The following is a 17,245-nucleotide window of genomic DNA, read 5'->3' on the forward strand; positions in this document are numbered from 1 at the left end:
AAACATCATGAAAATACTGGTTCTTGCACCGCACCCTTTCTATCAGGACAAAAGCAACGCCATCACCCTCAAATTACTGGCCGAAGGCCTCACTAAAAGCGGACACCATCTTACCGTAATGACCTATGGGGAAGGTGAAGATATCACAATTCCCGGCTGCCGGTTCATACGGTTAAGAAAATCGCTGTTTTCTGCCCGGGCACCCAAAGGCTTTTCTAAAAGACGGTTGGTAAACTGGCTGAAGATGTATCGACTTGCCTCGAGATTCCTCAAAACCGAAAAGGTCGATCTTATCCACGCCCGTGAAGAAGCAGTATTCATAGCCCGCAGGCTTGGTTCACAACATGGTATCCCCTTTGTCTATGAGATGAACAGCCAACTGCCAACAGAGTTATGCAGCAGTGGTCGCCTCCTGCCAAAACTGTTACCCACTTTGCAAAAAATGGAGAAGTCTGCGGTCGAGGAAAGCATCGGTGTCCTGGCAGGATGCGGGTATCTCGAGAACAGGGTCTTTGGTATCTCGGAAGATATACCGGTTCAGAGGCTCGACAGTTGCCCCTTGCTTGGCATAATAGGTGATGATGCAAAGCGCAAATCAACCGCCCTCAGCAAAAAGAAAGACTTCATAACCTTTCTCTATGCGGGCAATCTCGAGTCGTATCAAGATATTGACCTGCTACTTGAGAGCTTTTCACTCGCCTGTCTTGAGAACGAGAAAATACAGCTCGTACTTATCGGCGGAAGCTCAGCCGACATCAGAAAGTATAAAAAACAGGCAGCAAAACTTGGCATAAAAGGTAAACGAATCAGTTTCGCCGGCCCCAAACCTGTAAACGACCTCGCATATTATTTCCAACAGGCAGACGCTCTCATTTCTCCACGCAATAAGGGGGAGACGGTCCCCTGGAAAATTTACTCATATCTTGATTCGGGTAAGCCTGTCCTCGCAACCAACACTCTGCCACACACCCAGATCCTTGATGACTCTGTAGCCCTGCTCGTTCAGGCAAACGGAACCGATATGGCTGCTGGCATAATCAAATTAGCCAATGACAGCAAATTAAGAGAGGAACTGGGAACAAAAGGCAGGGAGCTTGTCACCCGGCGGTATACCCGATATGCTTTTGAACAGAAGTTGATTTCATTTTACCGGCAGATACGGCAAGAAAGAGTGCAAAAAGATAACACCACCGATCAGTTCACCTCACAACCAACAACCTGACATAATTTTACAACATCATGGAATTCTCACCAATCGGCTATATTCGAACCCCCTATACGGAACTGACTGATATGCCGATTCAACCTCGGGGAGCCAATAAAGTTACTGGTTCTATCGAAATTCTCGAAAAGTATGCAGAAGGTCTTCAGGATCTTGATGGCTTCAGCCATGCCTACCTGATCTACCACCTGCACAAGGCCTCACGATCCGCCCTTTCCGTCATTCCTTTCATGGATACAGTTGCAAGGGGAATATTCGCCACCCGCTCCCCCCTTCGCCCCAACCACATAGGGCTTTCAATTGTCGAAATTACAGGTGTAAAAAATAATATCGTCGAACTGAGGGGCATTGATGTTCTGGATAGAACACCCCTGCTTGACCTCAAGCCGTATATTGAGTCTTTTGATTACGTCGAGAAAAGCCGTAGTGGCTGGATGCAGGGCAGTATTGAGGAGGTCACCCAAAAACGTTCAGACAACCGTTTTCTCTAATTCCAAATCTCTTCTTTCGCCTTTTTGGGCGGGTTATTTCACGTCACTCGGATTTTTCGATAATAGTTATTGTTACTATTTTGTCTCTTGCTATTGACAGCGGGCTACTTCGGAACCAATGTAGGTTCATAGTGAACTTAAAATTTGCTGAAAAGTGAAACTGTACAGTTTTCTCATTACGACATACAATTAATCGTGACTGAAAAGAAACAAAGAAAAGGAAAGCCAAATCCGGAACGTGTAGCTCTCTTACGGTCGCTCCCGATTGAATTAAAGGAGCAAATAACCGGGGAAGAGGCAGAATCGTTCATGTACGACGAGGACCCACCTGACAGCCTTATGGAAAAGCTGAGGACCTACCTCGTCAAAGAATAACCCCCACCGCAAAACCAAGCATACGCAAAAATCAATGAAAGGAGTAGCTCATGACTGAAGAAACCAGAAAGCCATGTCCAACCTGCCAGGGGAAAAAAATTATTGAGGGTGTCTGCGAGGTAAGTTCCGAGTGGAGCGGTAGCAGTAATGACGAACTTGACGACGGCCTGCATTGCACACCGGATGAGGATTGCCCCACCTGCAAAGGTTTGGGTTACGAAGAATAAAAGTTTGTACGTTTAAAATTTACGCGCCCTGCATTACAAGGCAGGGTGCGTTTTGCGTTTAAGCACAGGTTCGATCTGGAAACAGAGCCCAACAGTCCCCTGTAAAGACTATTCAATACTTTATTTACACCCGGTATCCGCCTCTTATGTATCTTAGCTTTGTCAGATTTCACTGGTTGCGCTTCTCAGGTGCCATCATCGCCCTGTCACTGGCCATCATATATCTTCTGGAATTTGAGGGAACATCCCTCATCGGCTTTAGCTTGCTGGCAGCTGTCGGTATCTTTCTTGGTATGGGGTTACGAAACGGCACCCTCCCCGCCAGATGCGACCTATGTGGTTCGTCAGGTCATTTCTCGGCAGAATACGGCGCCGGATTCTCCAATGCCAGGCTTATCCTCAGCTGCCCGCGGTGTGGCAGGGTTGTCAGTAACCCCGAACGCGGCATCATCCCCGAACAAGAGTAAGAACATGAAACCTGTACTGGAAATTTTCTCAGACTATATCTGACCCTGGTGCTATTTCATTACCGGGAGTATTGAAAAACTTGCTAAAGAATATGACGTGCGGATCCACTGGCGCATGTTTCCCCTGCACACGGAAACACCTGAGGAAGGCATTACCCTTGAACAGCTCTTCCATACGGATTCAGACAGAATCAGCGCTATGGTTACACAGCTCAAGCAAACAGCTATAAGCCTCGGACTTGCGTTTGGCGATCGCCACATGACCTACAATAGCCGCAAGGCGCAGGAACTGGGCATATGGGCTGAAGAAAAGGGATTAGGACACGCTTTCCACATGGCTGTCTTCAAGGCCTACTTTGCCAAGGGACTCAATATTGCCCAAAAAGATATTTTACTCGATATTGCCAGACAATCTGGACTGGACAGTGCTGAGGCAGAACAGATCCTGACCACTAAACGCTATGCAGACGATGTGGAAAAGGACTGGGAAATAGCCAGAAGCAAGGGCATCCAGGCAGCCCCCACCTTTGTAATCGGAGACAACCACCTGGTAGGGGCACAGAATTATCAAACCCTCAGGGACTTTCTCCTGCAGAACTCGAAAAATATATCTTTATAGACAACAGGTCAACTTAGAGACACGGTGATTGGGTTAGGATACCAGACAAGCTATTTGTCCCCTCCATCCCAAATTTTATTTTTAAGCTCCAGCCGCTTGACAATAGACATAAATCGTCTGAACGATCGCAATTTTTCTTCATGCTGTTCCGGAAAATGAAGACGGTGAACGGTCCCGTTATCAATGAAATAGTATTGTTTGGAACCGAAATATGCAGTCCCGAGACCCGAATATTCATTCTCCCCCTTCTCAAAAATCGATGAACCCAAAAACGAATTCCGACTATTTTCCATACCAAGGTAATGGGTCAGACTTGGGCTGAAATCAATTGAAGTTGAATAATCCGCCTCATAGGTCTCTGGTAACTTCCTGGTCGGGTCATAAATAACAAGCGGGATTCTGTCGACGAAGTATGGTTGATACCCCGGCTCCTCAAATGCGTCAACAAAAGGTTTCTCAGGATAGTGGCAATGGTCCGCTGTCAGGACAACAATAGTGTTCTCAGCATAGCTCGAGGCCTGAAAATATTCCCAGAAAATCCCGAAGGCAGCATCATAACTATGGATAGTATTCAGCGGCTCATTCGTGCCGTCCCGATACTTTTTACCATCTTCCGTCATAGGCAACATGGCATGTGTTCCAAAGTTATAGAGGCTTACCATCACCGGCTTGCCAGATGCCTCAGTCTCCCTTTCCTTTAAGTAGGCAACAAGGCTCTTCATGAACTGTTTATCCGAATAGGCATTTTTTATAAAAGGACCTTGCCCTCCCAGGTATTTATCTGAAAGCACATCCCCGGTCAGCACGGTATCAAAGCCGAGGTTTGAAATTAGCTCGTCAACTCTCGAGATGTGCTCCTTGTGATGGGAATCAAGAAACACGGTCTCATATCCTTCCTGTTCAAATACATCAGTTAAACAGTAGTAATCCCTCTCGGAAAGAGAATCAAAATACTTCATCCAGGCAACCCCACCAAATTCAGGATAGATGGAGCAGAGCTGACCATGTAATCCCCGATAGGTTGCAGCCGTATGGTTGTAGTAATTGTTTACCAACATCGAAGACTTGACAAAATTATCAATGTTCGGGGTCAAATCTTCGTATTTGGACCCATAACTCCTCATTGATCTGGCAGAAAACCCTTCTGTAAAAAAGATAATCACGTTTGGTTTTGTAGTGATCTCCTCTTTCAACTCGAACGGTGGGGGCGATGTGTAGACCTGCTCCTTAATAAAGGGGAACTCTGCCCGGGCATTCATGGTAAAGCCAAATCGTTCAACATCAACTGCCTGTTTCATGCTTAATTGCATATATTCATAGTCTTCACCCAATACAGAACCGCGGACAAAAAGAGCCTCATAGAGGGCGGTAACAGGGCCGATGTATTCAAGGCTGTTTGACTTGAAACATTCATCGCGTTTCTGAAGAACACTATCGGGGTAAATATACTGACTACAACCCGTAACAATCGACAGACAACACAAGACACTGATAACGACAAAAGAAGAACTCTTCTTTTTCTTCAGCACAAAAAAGTATTCTATACAAACAGGCAGAACAACAAGGATTAAGCCGACACAGGCAACGATGGCGATACGGCCTGGCGTGAAAAACAGGTCAATATGATCCATGTTCTCTATAGCCACCTGCGACACATACTCCTTCCCATAATAGAAGGAGTAATACTGGACAAACACCACAACGATATAGAGGGAGAGCAGGAGATAATATATTATCCGGATAATTATATGATGACGTAACAGGAATAATCCCAAGGTTGCTGCGACTGTTGTTTCAACGATGTGGACACTAAACAATAAAGGAAGGAGAACAAACACGTCCGAAAACGTGAAATCATATTTGAGCTGCACACTAAACAGGACAACAAACAGAAGTGACACAAACAAGAGATAAGAAGTAAAGACCAGCTCTTTGGACATCCTGGCTGTGGCAATCTCTTTTATAGACATAATTCTTTCCCAATTCCTTCACTCCAACTGCAGAACGTTGAAAATAAGAGGATTTCTGTAACATAGATAAAATGGAACTATCAATACACCAAAGGTGTGCAAAAAATGTGGGGTGTTATTAGCATTTTTGTCAGAATGGGGCAAACGCTAAAACTATGAAAAAATATAAAAGGAAGGGAGAAGAACACCAACAGCTATGGTAGAAAAACTTTACTCCAGGGGCCTTTTCAACCGCCCTCAACATGCAGCACCAACTGCAACTCCTCGGACAAGGCAGAGAGCGTAAAAGGTTTCTGCAGGAACCCCCGGGCGCCTTGATCCATGATTTCCCCGGCCTGCCCATCCAGGGAGTACCCACTCGACAAGATTACGGGCAGAACCGGCCATCTCTCCTTGATCGCGCTAAAGACCTCCCCGCCATCCATTCCCGGCATGATCATGTCGAGGATAACGAGGTCAATGACGACATCTCCTTTTTTCAGGATATCCAGGCCAAGTTCCCCTGAACCAGCAGGAACAACAGTATAACCGAGCTGTTCAAGCATGGCAGAGCCAACATTGAGAATCATCTCTTCGTCGTCAATCAAAAGGATAGTACCGGTTCCATCTCTTATTTCAGCGCGTGGTACAATTTCATCTTTCGTTATCTCCTTTACGCTCTCCGGCAGATAGATGGTAAATTCCGAACCTCTGTTCAATTCACTCTCAACGGTTATGAATCCGCTGTGATTCTTGATTATTCCATAGGCAGAAGCCAATCCGAGTCCGGTTCCGCGCCCTTTCTCCTTGGTAGTGAAAAACGGATCGAAGATGTGCTGCCGCAACTCATCATCCATACCAATCCCGGTATCCGCGATGGTAATTCCGGCATATCGACCAGGATTGACCCGATAGCGTGAAGCTGTTTCCTCTTCCACCACTTTGACAAAGGTCGTAATAACAAGGGAGCCCCCACCAGGCATTGCCTGCCAGGAGTTGATATACATATTCAACAGTACCTGATCCAGCTGCTGCCTGTCTGCTTCCACAACCACCTGCTGTTCGCACTCATCGACCCGAATTCGTATCTCCTTCTTGGTTCGCCCAAACATGGCAGAGCTGGTCCGGACCAGCTCTCTTACATCAATCACTTCCGTATTGTATTTTCCACCCCTGGCAAACCCCAGCAATTGTCCAGTAAGGCTTGTGGCACTCTTGATATACTCATTCATGGCATCAAGGTGTTCATGCATCGGAATCGACACCCCTTCGGCTACCTGAAGGAGTGATAGCCGGCCCTGGATACCCATCAGCAGGTTGTTGAAGTCATGAGCGATCCCACCGGCCAGACGACCGATAGATTCCATCCGCTGCACCTGGTTCAGCTGCTGCTCCAGCTTCTCCCGCTCTGCCTCAGCTTTCTTGCGCTCAGAAATATCCCTGACCACAGAGAGAATAAAAGGCTTATCAAACTGCTTGATGACATTGCTGCTTATTTCAACGGGAAACTGCTCTCCATTTTTTTTAATGTGGATGGTTTCAAACATTCTGCTACCACTTTTCAGCAACTCTGCGCGATGAGCCAACATTTCATGCGCATTTAAATCCTCAGTTTTCGTAATATCCTTTGCCGTAAGTTGCAGAAATTCATCATGGCTGTAGCCATACCGGCTGCAGGCCACATCATTTACTTCTACAAAGCATGAAAAGTAGTTTTCGTGCAGAGGGTGTACCACTATTGCATCATTTGCTGAACTGAAATAGGCCTGCATCCTTTCAGCAAAAATACGCAGTTCTTCCTCGCTTTTCTTTCTCTCGGTAATGTCACGGGCCATACCGATCATGTAATCCTTGTCATTCTCCCGGTATTTCAGACTGGAAATTTCAACAGGATAACAGGAGCCGTCCTGTCGACGATGTACTGCCTCAAATTTGAGGTTTGTCCCTTCAGGAGTATTGCGATGATAGGACTTGAAGGTATCGTTATCAATATCATTGTCGATATCCTGAACCGTCATCCGGAGAAACTCATCCCGCGAGTAGCCAAGAGCCTGGCAAGCGGCACGGTTCACATCGACAAACCGACCCTGCGCATCGGCCACATATATTGAATCCGTGGTATTTTCCGATAAACGACGATAGCGAAGTTCACTATCCTGCCGGGCTTGTTCCACTCGCAGATGGTCAATCGCAGGCCCTATCAGGCCCGCAACACTACCCAGAAAATCGAGATCCCCCTTGCTAAAGCGATTGCGATCACTATAACTCTGTACGGTCATGACACCGACAACCTGTCCCCTGGCCTTTAACGGCACACCCAGCCATATCTCAGCAATCGTCGACTCGTAATGATGCCGAATGGTCCCGCTCCGCAAGCGAGCTGTTTGCTCACGCGACATCATTATCGCTGTACCTGTCCGGATAATTTCCGCTGAGTTGGTATCGGTTGCACTGACATTTGCGACAGCGGAGAAAGAAAAATCCTTTTCATCCACAAAATAGGGAAATGTCAGGGTATCCGCGGCAGAATCGTATATGGCGATATAAAAATTGGAGGTATCGAGTACCGGACTTATGGCCTCGTGGATAAATGTATAGAGATCCTTGAGTGTTGCAGCACAACTTACAACATTTGAAAGCCGGTACAGAGCCTGGATGATTATCTCGGAGCGTTCTTTTTCCGATGTCTGCCGACTGCTTGTCATAAGCCCTGTCTCGATCCAAAAGGTGTTGTTTCACTGCGGGAAAAGAGGGAATTCGTCACGTCATCTTTTGGCTGTGATTTTATAGCCAAACACTCCTGAAGTCAAATTTTTGCAAAGCTACCCTCACCGTGTTAATTAAAGATCCTGTCGGAATTTTTCTTTTCCTGTTTGACAAAATCCTCGTATACTTTCATCGAAAAAGAGATATGGCGGCGGGCAAGTTCACGAGCCATCTCTGAATCCCCCTGTCGGATCGCTTCGAGGATCGGGTAATGTGCTTCCATTACTTCCCTGTGTGTTGGTTTACTTCGGACATATCGCTCCAGAAAAGCCCTGGTGTGAGAGGTCAAGGCCTCATGCATCAGATCAAGAAAATGATTATTGACTATGCGGGACAGCGCCCGGTGAAAGCTCAGGTCCTGGCTGGCGACATCACTGCGTGTGGCAGTGGCCGGAAAGTCATAATCGAGAATGGACCGCAACCGTACAATATCTTCCCGGGTACACCTGCGGGCGGCCTGCCAGGCGATCTCCCCTTCTATCATACCACGAGCCTCGACAAAGTCCTTTAACCTGACTGAATCGTTTAGGGCAAAATAGGGAATCAACACATTTTTCAGGGTACCGATTTTAACATCGTCCTGAACAAAGGTTCCCTTCCCGTGGGACGTCTCGATAATGCCCACCGCGTTCATCCTGCTAAGTGCCTCACGCAGCGCCAGCCTTCCCACCCCGAATTCATCCTGCAGTTTACGCTCGCTGGGCAGCTTTGATCCCGGGGGATAATATCCTTCATAAATTCTTTCGGTGAGAATATTAACCACCGCATCGACCCTGGATGTTGTCTCGATCTTCACTGTTGGCATGAAAATTTATCGCTCAAATAAATAGTTAAACTGAAACCACTCTTAAACGGTTAAAAAAAATAATGATTTACGATTTTGCACAATCTGCTTCAAGTTCACCATCGGTCGGCAGCCAAATCGTCACATCCCTGAGAGTTGTTGTTTGACAGGCCAATCGCCATCCTTCCTTGCGTGCCTCTTCTCCAAGCCGGTTCTTTTCATATTCGTTAGGCGGTGAAATACCCTTGCCATCCGATACAATCCGTACCCGACAGCAACCACATCTTGCTCTCCCTCCGCAAACAGTATGTATCGGTTGTTCCTCATACAAGAGGCTATTTAACAGACTCATGCCTGGCCTGGCTTCAATGGTTACATTGAGATTTTCAATGGTTATCTTCGGTGCCATTTTTATCCTGTTTTCTGTTATCCCGACTGCACGTCCCTATCCGCTTATTGCATCGTTGAAAATTTCTTACAAACCGAAAACATTCATGATACCATATACTGAGTCTCTGGTATACCCTCACGATACTGACAGAACGTTAATAAACCCCTATGCCTCACACCATAGCGACTTCTATGAGAATAGACTACGGCCAGTTCATTCATGCCCTTTCAGACACCATCGACCTCGTCGGGGTAGACGAACTGCAACACGGAAAACGAGTCGCTTTTATGGCTGCAGCCTGTTGTGATCTGATGGGTGAGTCCCTTGAAAGAAAACAGTTTTTGTATCGGGCCGGATTGCTCCACGACTGCGGCGTTTCCTCAACCACGGTTCATAAAAACCTGGTGAACGAACTTGAATGGGAAAACTCAGACACTCACTGCCAGGTTGGTGCGGAGCGGCTGAATTCGTTTGCTCCCCTCTCAGAATTTTCAGAGATCACACGGCACCACCATCGCCGCTGGCAAGACCTGAAAAAACAAGACCTCTCCTTCCAGACGAAAGTCGATGCCAACCTGATTTTTCTCCTGGACCGGGTTGATGCCTTGGGGGCAATGGCGTCAACACCGAACAGGCTGGCCAACCGTACTGCCATATGTAACAAGATTGACACCCTCCGGAACACCTATTTTCACCCCGAACTGGTTGATATCTTCCTGCAAGCCTCAGAGATAGAGGCATTCTGGATAACCCAGGCCCCCTTGCACCTCAATGACTATATCCACAAACAACAACAGCAAAGTGACCCCATAACTCTCGACGGCGGACAATTTAAAGATATGGCGCGTATTTTTGCTCAGGTCGTTGACGCCAAAAGCCGCTTTACGGCGGAACACTCGGCCGGTGTGGCAAGACTGGCAGCCTATCTTGCTAATTGTTGCCGCCTCCCGGAAACGGTGTGTGAGAAAATTGAGGTTGCAGCCCTGCTGCACGATATCGGTAAACTGCAGATACCCGATACAATACTGGACTTCAATGGCGGCCTGGAAGGGGAATCACTGGCCATCATGCGCCACCACAGCTATGTAACTTTTGTCATCCTAAACAAGATTGCAGGGCTGGAAGACATATCGACCTGGGCCTCAAATCATCATGAAAAACTAGATGGCAGCGGTTATCCCTTCAAGCGAAACGAAAATGAACTCACCATCGAGTCCCGTATCATCATGGTCGCCGACATCTTCCAGGCCTTAATCCAGGACCGCCCTTATCGATCATCCCTGCCGGTTGAGGAAACCATTTTCATACTGCACAAAATGGCCGAAGGCAATAAAATCGACCGGGACATCGTCGGGATAATCGCTGACAGACCGCAAGAATGCTATCAAAAAGCGAGCATGACCCATTGACACTTAATCACAGGGTAATACTGCAAAATACACTTTCTCACACTTCCATTCTTTCGATCGAAAACTCCCTATTCCACAACATTGGCAAACGGGTGAGTTCGGAAAAAATATCAATTAATATCAATTTTTTATTGCGTCACTATACGTAATTGGCTAGTAGTCTACACCTCTGTCAAATTTGACATCCAGACAACAAAAAAACCTTGTGACAGTTGGCACAAGCAACTCTTCAACTGCCCAATTTCCCAGTTAATTTATTCGTATGACGCGAACAAATATCCTGACCTGTATTGCTGCAATAATTGTCTTCATTACCCTTTGGGGATTATTGAACCGGCCGGAAATTGAACCTCCCTGGCCGACTCGTATCCAGGGATTCTCTTTCTCTCCCATGCGATCGTGGAACGATCCTTTGAAAAAATCGTTCCCTACACCTGCTGAGATAGATGCAGACCTGGAACTATTGGCAGGAAAAACCAACGCAGTACGTACCTATTCAGTTGAGGGAGTACTTGCCCAAATCCCCCCACTGGCCCAAAAACACAACCTCAATGTGACTCTTGGGGCCTGGCTGGACGATGATCTCACAACAAATGAAGAGCAAATAAAGACGGTCATACAACTTGCCAGGAAACACTATAAGAACGTTATCCGTGTTATTATCGGCAACGAAGTGATCCTGCGCGGAGACCTCACCATAAAGCAGCTTAACGGTTATCTGGAACGAGTGCAGAGCGCTCTTGATATTCCTGTGAGCACAGCGGAACCCTGGCACGTCTGGCGGGAACATGAAGAGCTCACGGAACATGTGGATTTCATAGCCTCCCATATGCTCCCCTACTGGGAAGGGGTAGATCTGGAACATGCTGTTGACCATGTTGTCACCGGGTACAATATTCTCAGGCAGAATTATCCGGATAAACCTGTTGTCATCACTGAGGTTGGCTGGCCAAGCATCGGCAGAACCAAGGGGGATGCCGTCGCGTCACTTGCCAACCAGGCTACTTTTCTCCGCCGTTTTCTTGAACATGCCGAGGAAAACAACTACATATATTATGTCCTGGAGGCATTTGACCAACCCTGGAAAAGCAAAAGCCGTGAGGGTGGTGTTGGTGCCTACTGGGGTGTTTATAATGCTGACCGACTCCCCAAATTTTCTTTTACCCAGCCTATCGTTGAGATTCCCGAGTGGCAGATGCTGGCAGGGGTTTCTGTGGTGCTTGCGGCCATGGCCTTTATGCTGTTGGTAATCGACAGCAAACTCCTGCGTTTTTGGGGCAGAGGCTTTCTGGCATCAGTGGCTTTTATATCTGCCAGTGGCGCAGTCTGGATTGTGTACAGCTATACCCGGCAATATTTGACCATCTCCACAATCTTTATCGGCATACTGCTTATCATTGGCCTTCTTGGTTTCGCGGTGGTGTTATTGGCTGAATCACATGAATGGGCGGAATCCCTCTGGGGAACAGTTGGCCGTCGCCCCCTGCAGCCGATAAAGATGAAAGATGTTGATCTGCCCAAGGTTTCTATCCATATCCCGACTTACAATGAACCACCGGATATGATGATTGAAACCCTGAACGGCCTGGCCAGGCTGCACTACCCGGATTTCGAGGTTATCGTTATCGACAATAACACCAATGATGCAGCCACCTGGCAACCGGTGGAGGAACACTGCAAACGTCTTGGTCCAAATTTCAGGTTCTTCCATAAAAATCCGTTGGCCGGGTTCAAGGCAGGAGCACTCAACTACAGTCTTAAAAAGACGGCAGAAGATGCAACGGTTGTGGCTGTCATTGATAGTGATTACGTAGTGGAACCCACGTGGCTTCGCGACCTGGTTCCACAATTTTCAAAGCAGGAAATTGCCATCGTTCAGGCACCGCAGGACTACAGGGATAACCGGGAAAATCTCTTTAAGGCCATGTGCTATGCTGAATACCGGGCTTTTTTCAGTATAGGCATGGTCATCCGCAACGAGCGGAATGCCATTATTCAACATGGAACCATGACCATGGTTCGTAAAACCGTTCTTGAAGATGTGGGGGGCTGGGCTGAATGGTGCATTACCGAAGATGCCGAGCTCGGCTTGAAAATCCTGGAGTGCGGGCATGAGGCGTTGTATGTCGCCAAAAGCTACGGCAAAGGACTTACGCCCGATACCTTTATCGACTTTAAAAAACAACGATATCGCTGGGCCTATGGTGCAGTGCAGATAATGAAATACCACTGGCGTGAACTGGTTCGCAAAAGCCAGAGTCGACTCAGCTACGGACAACGTTATCATTTCGTCGCCGGCTGGCTACCATGGATGGCGGACAGTATCAACTTGCTGTTTACCCTGTCGGCACTTGCCTGGTCGGTGGGAATGATAAACCGGCCGAATACTTTCGAGCCGCCCCTTGTCATCCTGACCATTGTGCCACTGACCTTCTTTGTCTTCAAGATGGCCAAGATGTTTTACCTGTATCAGCACAGGGTCAGCGCCTCTGGGGTACAGACCTTTGCTTCAGCTATCGCGGGCTTGGCCCTTACCCACACCATCGCTAAAGCCATTCTTTACGGTTTTATCACAAAAAATCTTCCCTTTTTCAGGACACCAAAGAAAGCTGCCGGGAGCAATTTCCTCTATGCTTTAAACTCCACCCGGGAGGAGGCTCTGATGGCCATCGCTCTGCTACTTGCTGCCGACACTCTTGTTCGGCAACAGGGAATAGATTCTACAGATATGTTGATATGGATCATCGTACTTGCTGTCCAGGCGACGCCTTATCTTGCTGCCATTATCATGTCTTTTGCAAGCTCATGTCCGGGTTTATCTTCCCGGCTGATAGATCCAGAAAAGCCCTCTGCTCATCCAGGGGATGGAGAAAACAAAGAGGTAAACCCAAATCCACTGCAGTCATAATCGGTAGATACGCAATTTTCCGGATCAACTCTTATGTTGTTCTATGGTTATTTCGAATTTATCAAACCTTATTTTAGCATCTTTCCCCTCTCCCACCACGTGAAAGGAGAAGGCCTGTCGAGCCTCGGAATTGTCAAAAGCAAACTGTACCCGACAACCTTCACCGGTACGTAACAACGGAAACAAAGGGTAGTTGATTGATTGAACCTCCTGCTCAAACTGACGCAGTTTCATTTTCATCTGCACTCCCTGGGGTCCGGTGGCTACAGCCTTAAGCTGGATATCAACATGAACCGTGGAGTCCTTTGGAAAAGCCAGATACTGGGCTCCTACAAGGTTATCGGTCCATTCGTTCTTAATTTTTTCCGGTAGCACACGTACTTCACCGCTGGCAAATTGCAGAACCTGTTTATCGAAATTCTGCCGAAGACCATTATCCAGCACGGCCGCCAACCCGAAAAGGCGGGGAGCGCTGGTATCACTTCTGGTTGCATTGTTCTCCCGGCGTAAACCAATCAGGGCTTGACCCGTCATTTTCAGGCAATTCCCATCCCTGCCACATTCATACAGATCGTTTTCGGCAGTCTGCCAGCGGAGCTTACTGGCGCTGTATGAGACCATTTCGCGACCGGTACCATAGTCCCGAAAAAAACTCCTGCCAAGAAGAGATTGTGGCAATGGCAGACCAAGATAATCCAGAATCGAAGCCTCAACATCAACCAGTCCATAGGTTCCTTTTTTTATTCGTGGCAGACGGTCTCGTTCCGGGGCCAGGATAACAGCCATCCCCCAACTGCTGTGCCAGCCTGCACCCTCCCCCCCGTGGGATTCATCCGAAGTTATGAGAACCAGGGTGTCCTCCAGTACTCCGTCTTCACGCAGTCCGTTTATAAACTCGCTGACCGCCTCATCCAGTCTGGCCACAGAAGCGATCTTACGGGATCCGTATTTCTCCGCCAGCTCATCTGAAACCCCAAACGGCTGATGGGTTCCCACTGTCAACAGGGATAAAAACCACGGCTTCCCCTGCTGCTGCAACCCGGAAACATATTTTCGTGCACCCAGAAAAAAATCGTCGTCGGTTGTCCCCCAATGAAAATCATGGTGAACTCGTTCAGTAAACCACTCGACCCCGTGCACCTGGTCAAACCCCATAGCCGGCATGGCCTTTTCCTTATTCATGAACTGCAGACCGGCCCCCTGCAGGTAATGGCTTTCCCAACCGTTTTGCCTCAGCTGGGCGGGAAGACATTGCCCAGCTCTTTGGGGATGAGCTAACAGCTCAAGCGCCTTGGGCATATCAAAAGACAACTTGCTGAAATCACCGCAATGGAGGGAATACAGACCACGAATAGTCTGGTGACTGTGATCGACAAAGTCCGGGATCAGCATGGCATCGGGAATGGCCCGGGCCAGCTTGTCCATTCGGTAAATATCGGAGTCCACACCTGCCCACTCACGCATTTCAGGAAGGTACAGTCCTGAGATTCCTTCCAAAGCCACAATGAGTACATTGCGGGCCGTACCGCTGCCAATGAGTTTTTTCCCATCCAGGTCGACAACCCGAAGACTCTGCGGTAAATCTACGGTACTGTATTCCCTGTCATCCCTGTCCGGTAGAAACAGCGAACCAGCTATCATCCAGTGCAGGGAATTATATCTGGCTGCGATACCCTGACGACTATCAGCGGTGCTGACGAAATGATGCAGGCCAAAAATCAGGCAGGAGGCCACCAGTCCGGTAATCAATTTCCCCCACCGTACCTCGGACGTTGGAACACCAATGGCACAACATGAAAAAATGGTAAAAGCGGTAGCATAAACAGGAAATGATATGTGAAAACCTGCTGCAGAATTTAAAATAAATCCTGGGTCAAGCAGGTAGTTAAAATCCTGCAAGACAGGCAGACGCTGCATTACGGCCAGCAGCTCCTGGGACATTACCTGGAAAAGAGTCCAGCCAGTTATCATAATGCCCCGAAACCATCGCGGGCCTTGCCTGGCAAGAATAAAAAACAGAAGGCCAAAACCCAGATCGGATAAAATCCCAGCAGGCTGACTAAACGCTGAACTCCATAATCGCCTGAGGACCGGGAAGAAACACGGTATTGCAATAATGATTGAAGAAAACGTACGGTTCAATATGAAAACTCTGGTACTTAGGAGGCGAAACAAGCCCGCTGGCTTTATAAAATGAGACCTAAGAGTGATAACATTTTGTAATTACATTGTAAAGATGGTTGTATCTCTCTTCTCGGGTAAATCATCAACCGGCCAGGTAGTATCCGTCCTAACACCAGGCAGAAACAAATGACTCACCGACAGTGCTGAAAAGAATTGGCTTTGCGGCTTATCCATTCCTGTCGCTTTCGTCCATCCGGTTTCCGCTTGCAATCAGCCAGGACGAGCTGAAGGTAACCACCAGCACGGTCACTGCGCAAAGATAGAAGGCATAGGGCATCCCCCAGTTATCCATACTGTATCCGGCAAGGATGGCGCCGGTGAAAACACCTGCGCTCATTGCCAGGCTGAAGACACCCATCATGGTCCCGTGACCAAAATGGTTTCGGCCCTCTTCTGAGGCGTAAGCCCCTAAAACAGGCCAGATCACCGCTTCCCCAAAACCGAGTAACATATAAATCAGGATCATATGCACGAAGGTTGACGCGGATGGAACCAGCGCAAGCGCAAAGCACATGACAGAGGTCCCGGCCAGGAGTAAAACAACCTTGTTGCTGCGATCTGCAAACTTACCGAAAGGAACCTGTAAGACGGCATTGACAAGAGTTCGGGCGGCAATCACCATACCTATCTGGATCCCCGTCACTCCCTGCCAGCCGGACATAAGAAGAGGCAAAAAAGCCATGGTCGGCACCATAATAACCATGGTACCGTAACGGGCTGCGAGTATGCCGACGGTCCGGCGTCTATGGATCATGCGAATAACACTTCGATAGATGCCATCCTGGTCCTTATTCCTTTTGGGAACGATGGCCGGCATAGTTCGAATGACCAGCAGGAAGGCCACGAAACTGAAAAGTGCCATGGCATAAAAGACAGATGCCAAACCCCAGGCATCAGCAAGTATTCCACCAATCACAGGACCACAGCCGATGCCACAAAAAACAGCGATATTAAGATAGCCCTGGTACTTCCCTTCCTGCCCTGCCGGTGCCAGAAAACTCATATAGGCCATAGCGATCGGCACGATCATGGCTGAACCGATACCATGAAATCCCCGAATGGTGATAAGATGAACCACAGACTGAGCATGAGGAATCAGCAGGCCGACCAGCCCGTAAATAAAAAGACCTGCCACCAGGAAACGTTTACGCCCGAACTTATCAGAAAGATTGCCCACTATAGGCTGCAAAAGCCCCCTGCTTACCGAAAATGCGGCAATAATCATGCCCAGTGAAAAACCCGATGCACCCAACTCGGTCGCAAACACCGGCATCACCGGGATAATGATGCCTATCCCCAACAGGGCGATAAAAACCGAGAGCAGTATGGTTATAAATGTTTGTCGTTCCATAAAGGAAAAAAAGCCGATCCCTAAACCGCGTTCCTCAGGTTCGGGGATCGGCAAATAAACTGTATTATATCAGGCGATTTTGCCCAAAGGAGAATTTCGAAC

The 17,245-nt window shown here is 48.0% G+C and carries 14 protein-coding genes; 8 read left to right on the forward strand and 6 right to left on the reverse strand.

The features are described from left to right. Positions 1-7 precede the first annotated feature (7 nt). The 6 genes from GA520_RS17010 (at position 8) to GA520_RS17035 (ending at position 3,401) form a co-directional block, all read left to right on the forward strand. The gene (locus GA520_RS17010; RefSeq protein WP_163337621.1) at positions 8-1,222 is read left to right on the forward strand and encodes a glycosyltransferase; all 1,215 of its coding nucleotides are present in this window, start codon (positions 8-10) and stop codon (positions 1,220-1,222) included. A 17-nt stretch (positions 1,223-1,239) separates the two neighbouring features. Further along, entirely contained in the window at positions 1,240-1,713 is a 474-nt protein-coding gene (gene tsaA / locus GA520_RS17015; RefSeq protein WP_163337622.1) for a tRNA (N6-threonylcarbamoyladenosine(37)-N6)-methyltransferase TrmO, read from the forward strand. A 195-nt stretch (positions 1,714-1,908) separates the two neighbouring features. Beyond that, positions 1,909-2,088, forward strand: coding sequence for a hypothetical protein (locus GA520_RS17020; protein ID WP_163337623.1), 180 nt, complete (start codon positions 1,909-1,911; stop codon positions 2,086-2,088). A 50-nt stretch (positions 2,089-2,138) separates the two neighbouring features. Next, the gene (locus GA520_RS17025) at positions 2,139-2,315 is read left to right on the forward strand and encodes an ankyrin (RefSeq protein ID WP_163337624.1); all 177 of its coding nucleotides are present in this window, start codon (positions 2,139-2,141) and stop codon (positions 2,313-2,315) included. Between the two features lie 146 nt (positions 2,316-2,461). Continuing rightward, positions 2,462-2,782 carry a hypothetical protein gene (locus tag GA520_RS17030; protein WP_163337625.1) on the forward strand — a complete coding sequence of 107 codons (321 nt, stop codon included), beginning with the start codon at positions 2,462-2,464 and terminating at the stop codon, positions 2,780-2,782. A gap of 97 nt (positions 2,783-2,879) precedes the next feature. Beyond that, positions 2,880-3,401 (forward strand): DsbA family protein, encoded by a 522-nt coding sequence (locus GA520_RS17035; protein ID WP_240910120.1) that lies wholly within the window; start codon positions 2,880-2,882, stop codon positions 3,399-3,401. Between the two features lie 50 nt (positions 3,402-3,451). On the opposite strand, the gene GA520_RS17040 is transcribed toward GA520_RS17035, so the two are convergent. From GA520_RS17040 to GA520_RS17055, 4 genes are all read right to left on the reverse strand, one after another. Further along, the gene (locus GA520_RS17040) at positions 3,452-5,371 is read right to left on the reverse strand and encodes an LTA synthase family protein (RefSeq protein ID WP_163337626.1); all 1,920 of its coding nucleotides are present in this window, start codon (positions 5,369-5,371) and stop codon (positions 3,452-3,454) included. A gap of 227 nt (positions 5,372-5,598) precedes the next feature. Then, a complete protein-coding gene (locus GA520_RS17045; RefSeq protein WP_163337627.1) occupies positions 5,599-8,055 on the reverse strand; it encodes a PAS domain S-box protein in 2,457 nt (818 codons plus the stop codon). A gap of 131 nt (positions 8,056-8,186) precedes the next feature. Beyond that, positions 8,187-8,921 carry a FadR/GntR family transcriptional regulator gene (locus GA520_RS17050; RefSeq protein WP_163337628.1) on the reverse strand — a complete coding sequence of 245 codons (735 nt, stop codon included), beginning with the start codon at positions 8,919-8,921 and terminating at the stop codon, positions 8,187-8,189. A gap of 67 nt (positions 8,922-8,988) precedes the next feature. Further along, positions 8,989-9,309, reverse strand: coding sequence for a 2Fe-2S iron-sulfur cluster-binding protein (locus tag GA520_RS17055; RefSeq protein WP_163337629.1), 321 nt, complete (start codon positions 9,307-9,309; stop codon positions 8,989-8,991). Positions 9,310-9,482: 173 nt separating this feature from the next. Between GA520_RS17055 and GA520_RS17060 the strand changes: the two genes are divergently transcribed. Both GA520_RS17060 and GA520_RS17065 read left to right on the forward strand, forming a co-directional pair. Then, a complete protein-coding gene (locus GA520_RS17060) occupies positions 9,483-10,700 on the forward strand; it encodes an HD domain-containing phosphohydrolase (protein ID WP_163337630.1) in 1,218 nt (405 codons plus the stop codon). Between the two features lie 262 nt (positions 10,701-10,962). After that, a complete protein-coding gene (locus GA520_RS17065) occupies positions 10,963-13,608 on the forward strand; it encodes a glycosyltransferase (protein ID WP_163337631.1) in 2,646 nt (881 codons plus the stop codon). A 24-nt stretch (positions 13,609-13,632) separates the two neighbouring features. Here GA520_RS17065 and GA520_RS17070 read toward each other — a convergent pair whose 3' ends face one another. Together GA520_RS17070 and GA520_RS17075 are read right to left on the reverse strand one after the other, a co-directional pair. Beyond that, the gene (locus GA520_RS17070) at positions 13,633-15,579 is read right to left on the reverse strand and encodes an LTA synthase family protein (RefSeq protein WP_163337632.1); all 1,947 of its coding nucleotides are present in this window, start codon (positions 15,577-15,579) and stop codon (positions 13,633-13,635) included. A 379-nt stretch (positions 15,580-15,958) separates the two neighbouring features. Beyond that, entirely contained in the window at positions 15,959-17,143 is a 1,185-nt protein-coding gene (locus tag GA520_RS17075) for an MFS transporter (RefSeq protein WP_163337633.1), read from the reverse strand. Positions 17,144-17,245: the final 102 nt, after the last annotated feature.

The organism is Desulfopila sp. IMCC35008, from assembly GCF_010646885.2.
GTDB lineage: Bacteria > Desulfobacterota > Desulfobulbia > Desulfobulbales > Desulfocapsaceae > Desulfopila.

Excerpts from the sequence above, each read along its gene's own strand:
- tsaA (WP_163337622.1), top strand. The coding sequence starts at position 1,240 with ATGGAATTCTCACCAATCGGCTATATTCGAACCCCCTATACGGAACTG.
- GA520_RS17025 (WP_163337624.1), top strand. The coding sequence starts at position 2,139 with ATGACTGAAGAAACCAGAAAGCCATGTCCAACCTGCCAGGGGAAAAAA.
- GA520_RS17045 (WP_163337627.1), bottom strand. The coding sequence starts at position 8,055 with ATGACAAGCAGTCGGCAGACATCGGAAAAAGAACGCTCCGAGATAATC.
- GA520_RS17070 (WP_163337632.1), bottom strand. The coding sequence starts at position 15,579 with ATGATAACTGGCTGGACTCTTTTCCAGGTAATGTCCCAGGAGCTGCTG.
- GA520_RS17040 (WP_163337626.1), bottom strand. The coding sequence starts at position 5,371 with ATGTCTATAAAAGAGATTGCCACAGCCAGGATGTCCAAAGAGCTGGTC.
- GA520_RS17010 (WP_163337621.1), top strand. The coding sequence starts at position 8 with ATGAAAATACTGGTTCTTGCACCGCACCCTTTCTATCAGGACAAAAGC.
- GA520_RS17065 (WP_163337631.1), top strand. The coding sequence starts at position 10,963 with ATGACGCGAACAAATATCCTGACCTGTATTGCTGCAATAATTGTCTTC.
- GA520_RS17050 (WP_163337628.1), bottom strand. The coding sequence starts at position 8,921 with ATGCCAACAGTGAAGATCGAGACAACATCCAGGGTCGATGCGGTGGTT.
- GA520_RS17055 (WP_163337629.1), bottom strand. The coding sequence starts at position 9,309 with ATGGCACCGAAGATAACCATTGAAAATCTCAATGTAACCATTGAAGCC.
- GA520_RS17030 (WP_163337625.1), top strand. The coding sequence starts at position 2,462 with ATGTATCTTAGCTTTGTCAGATTTCACTGGTTGCGCTTCTCAGGTGCC.
- GA520_RS17075 (WP_163337633.1), bottom strand. The coding sequence starts at position 17,143 with ATGGAACGACAAACATTTATAACCATACTGCTCTCGGTTTTTATCGCC.
- GA520_RS17060 (WP_163337630.1), top strand. The coding sequence starts at position 9,483 with ATGAGAATAGACTACGGCCAGTTCATTCATGCCCTTTCAGACACCATC.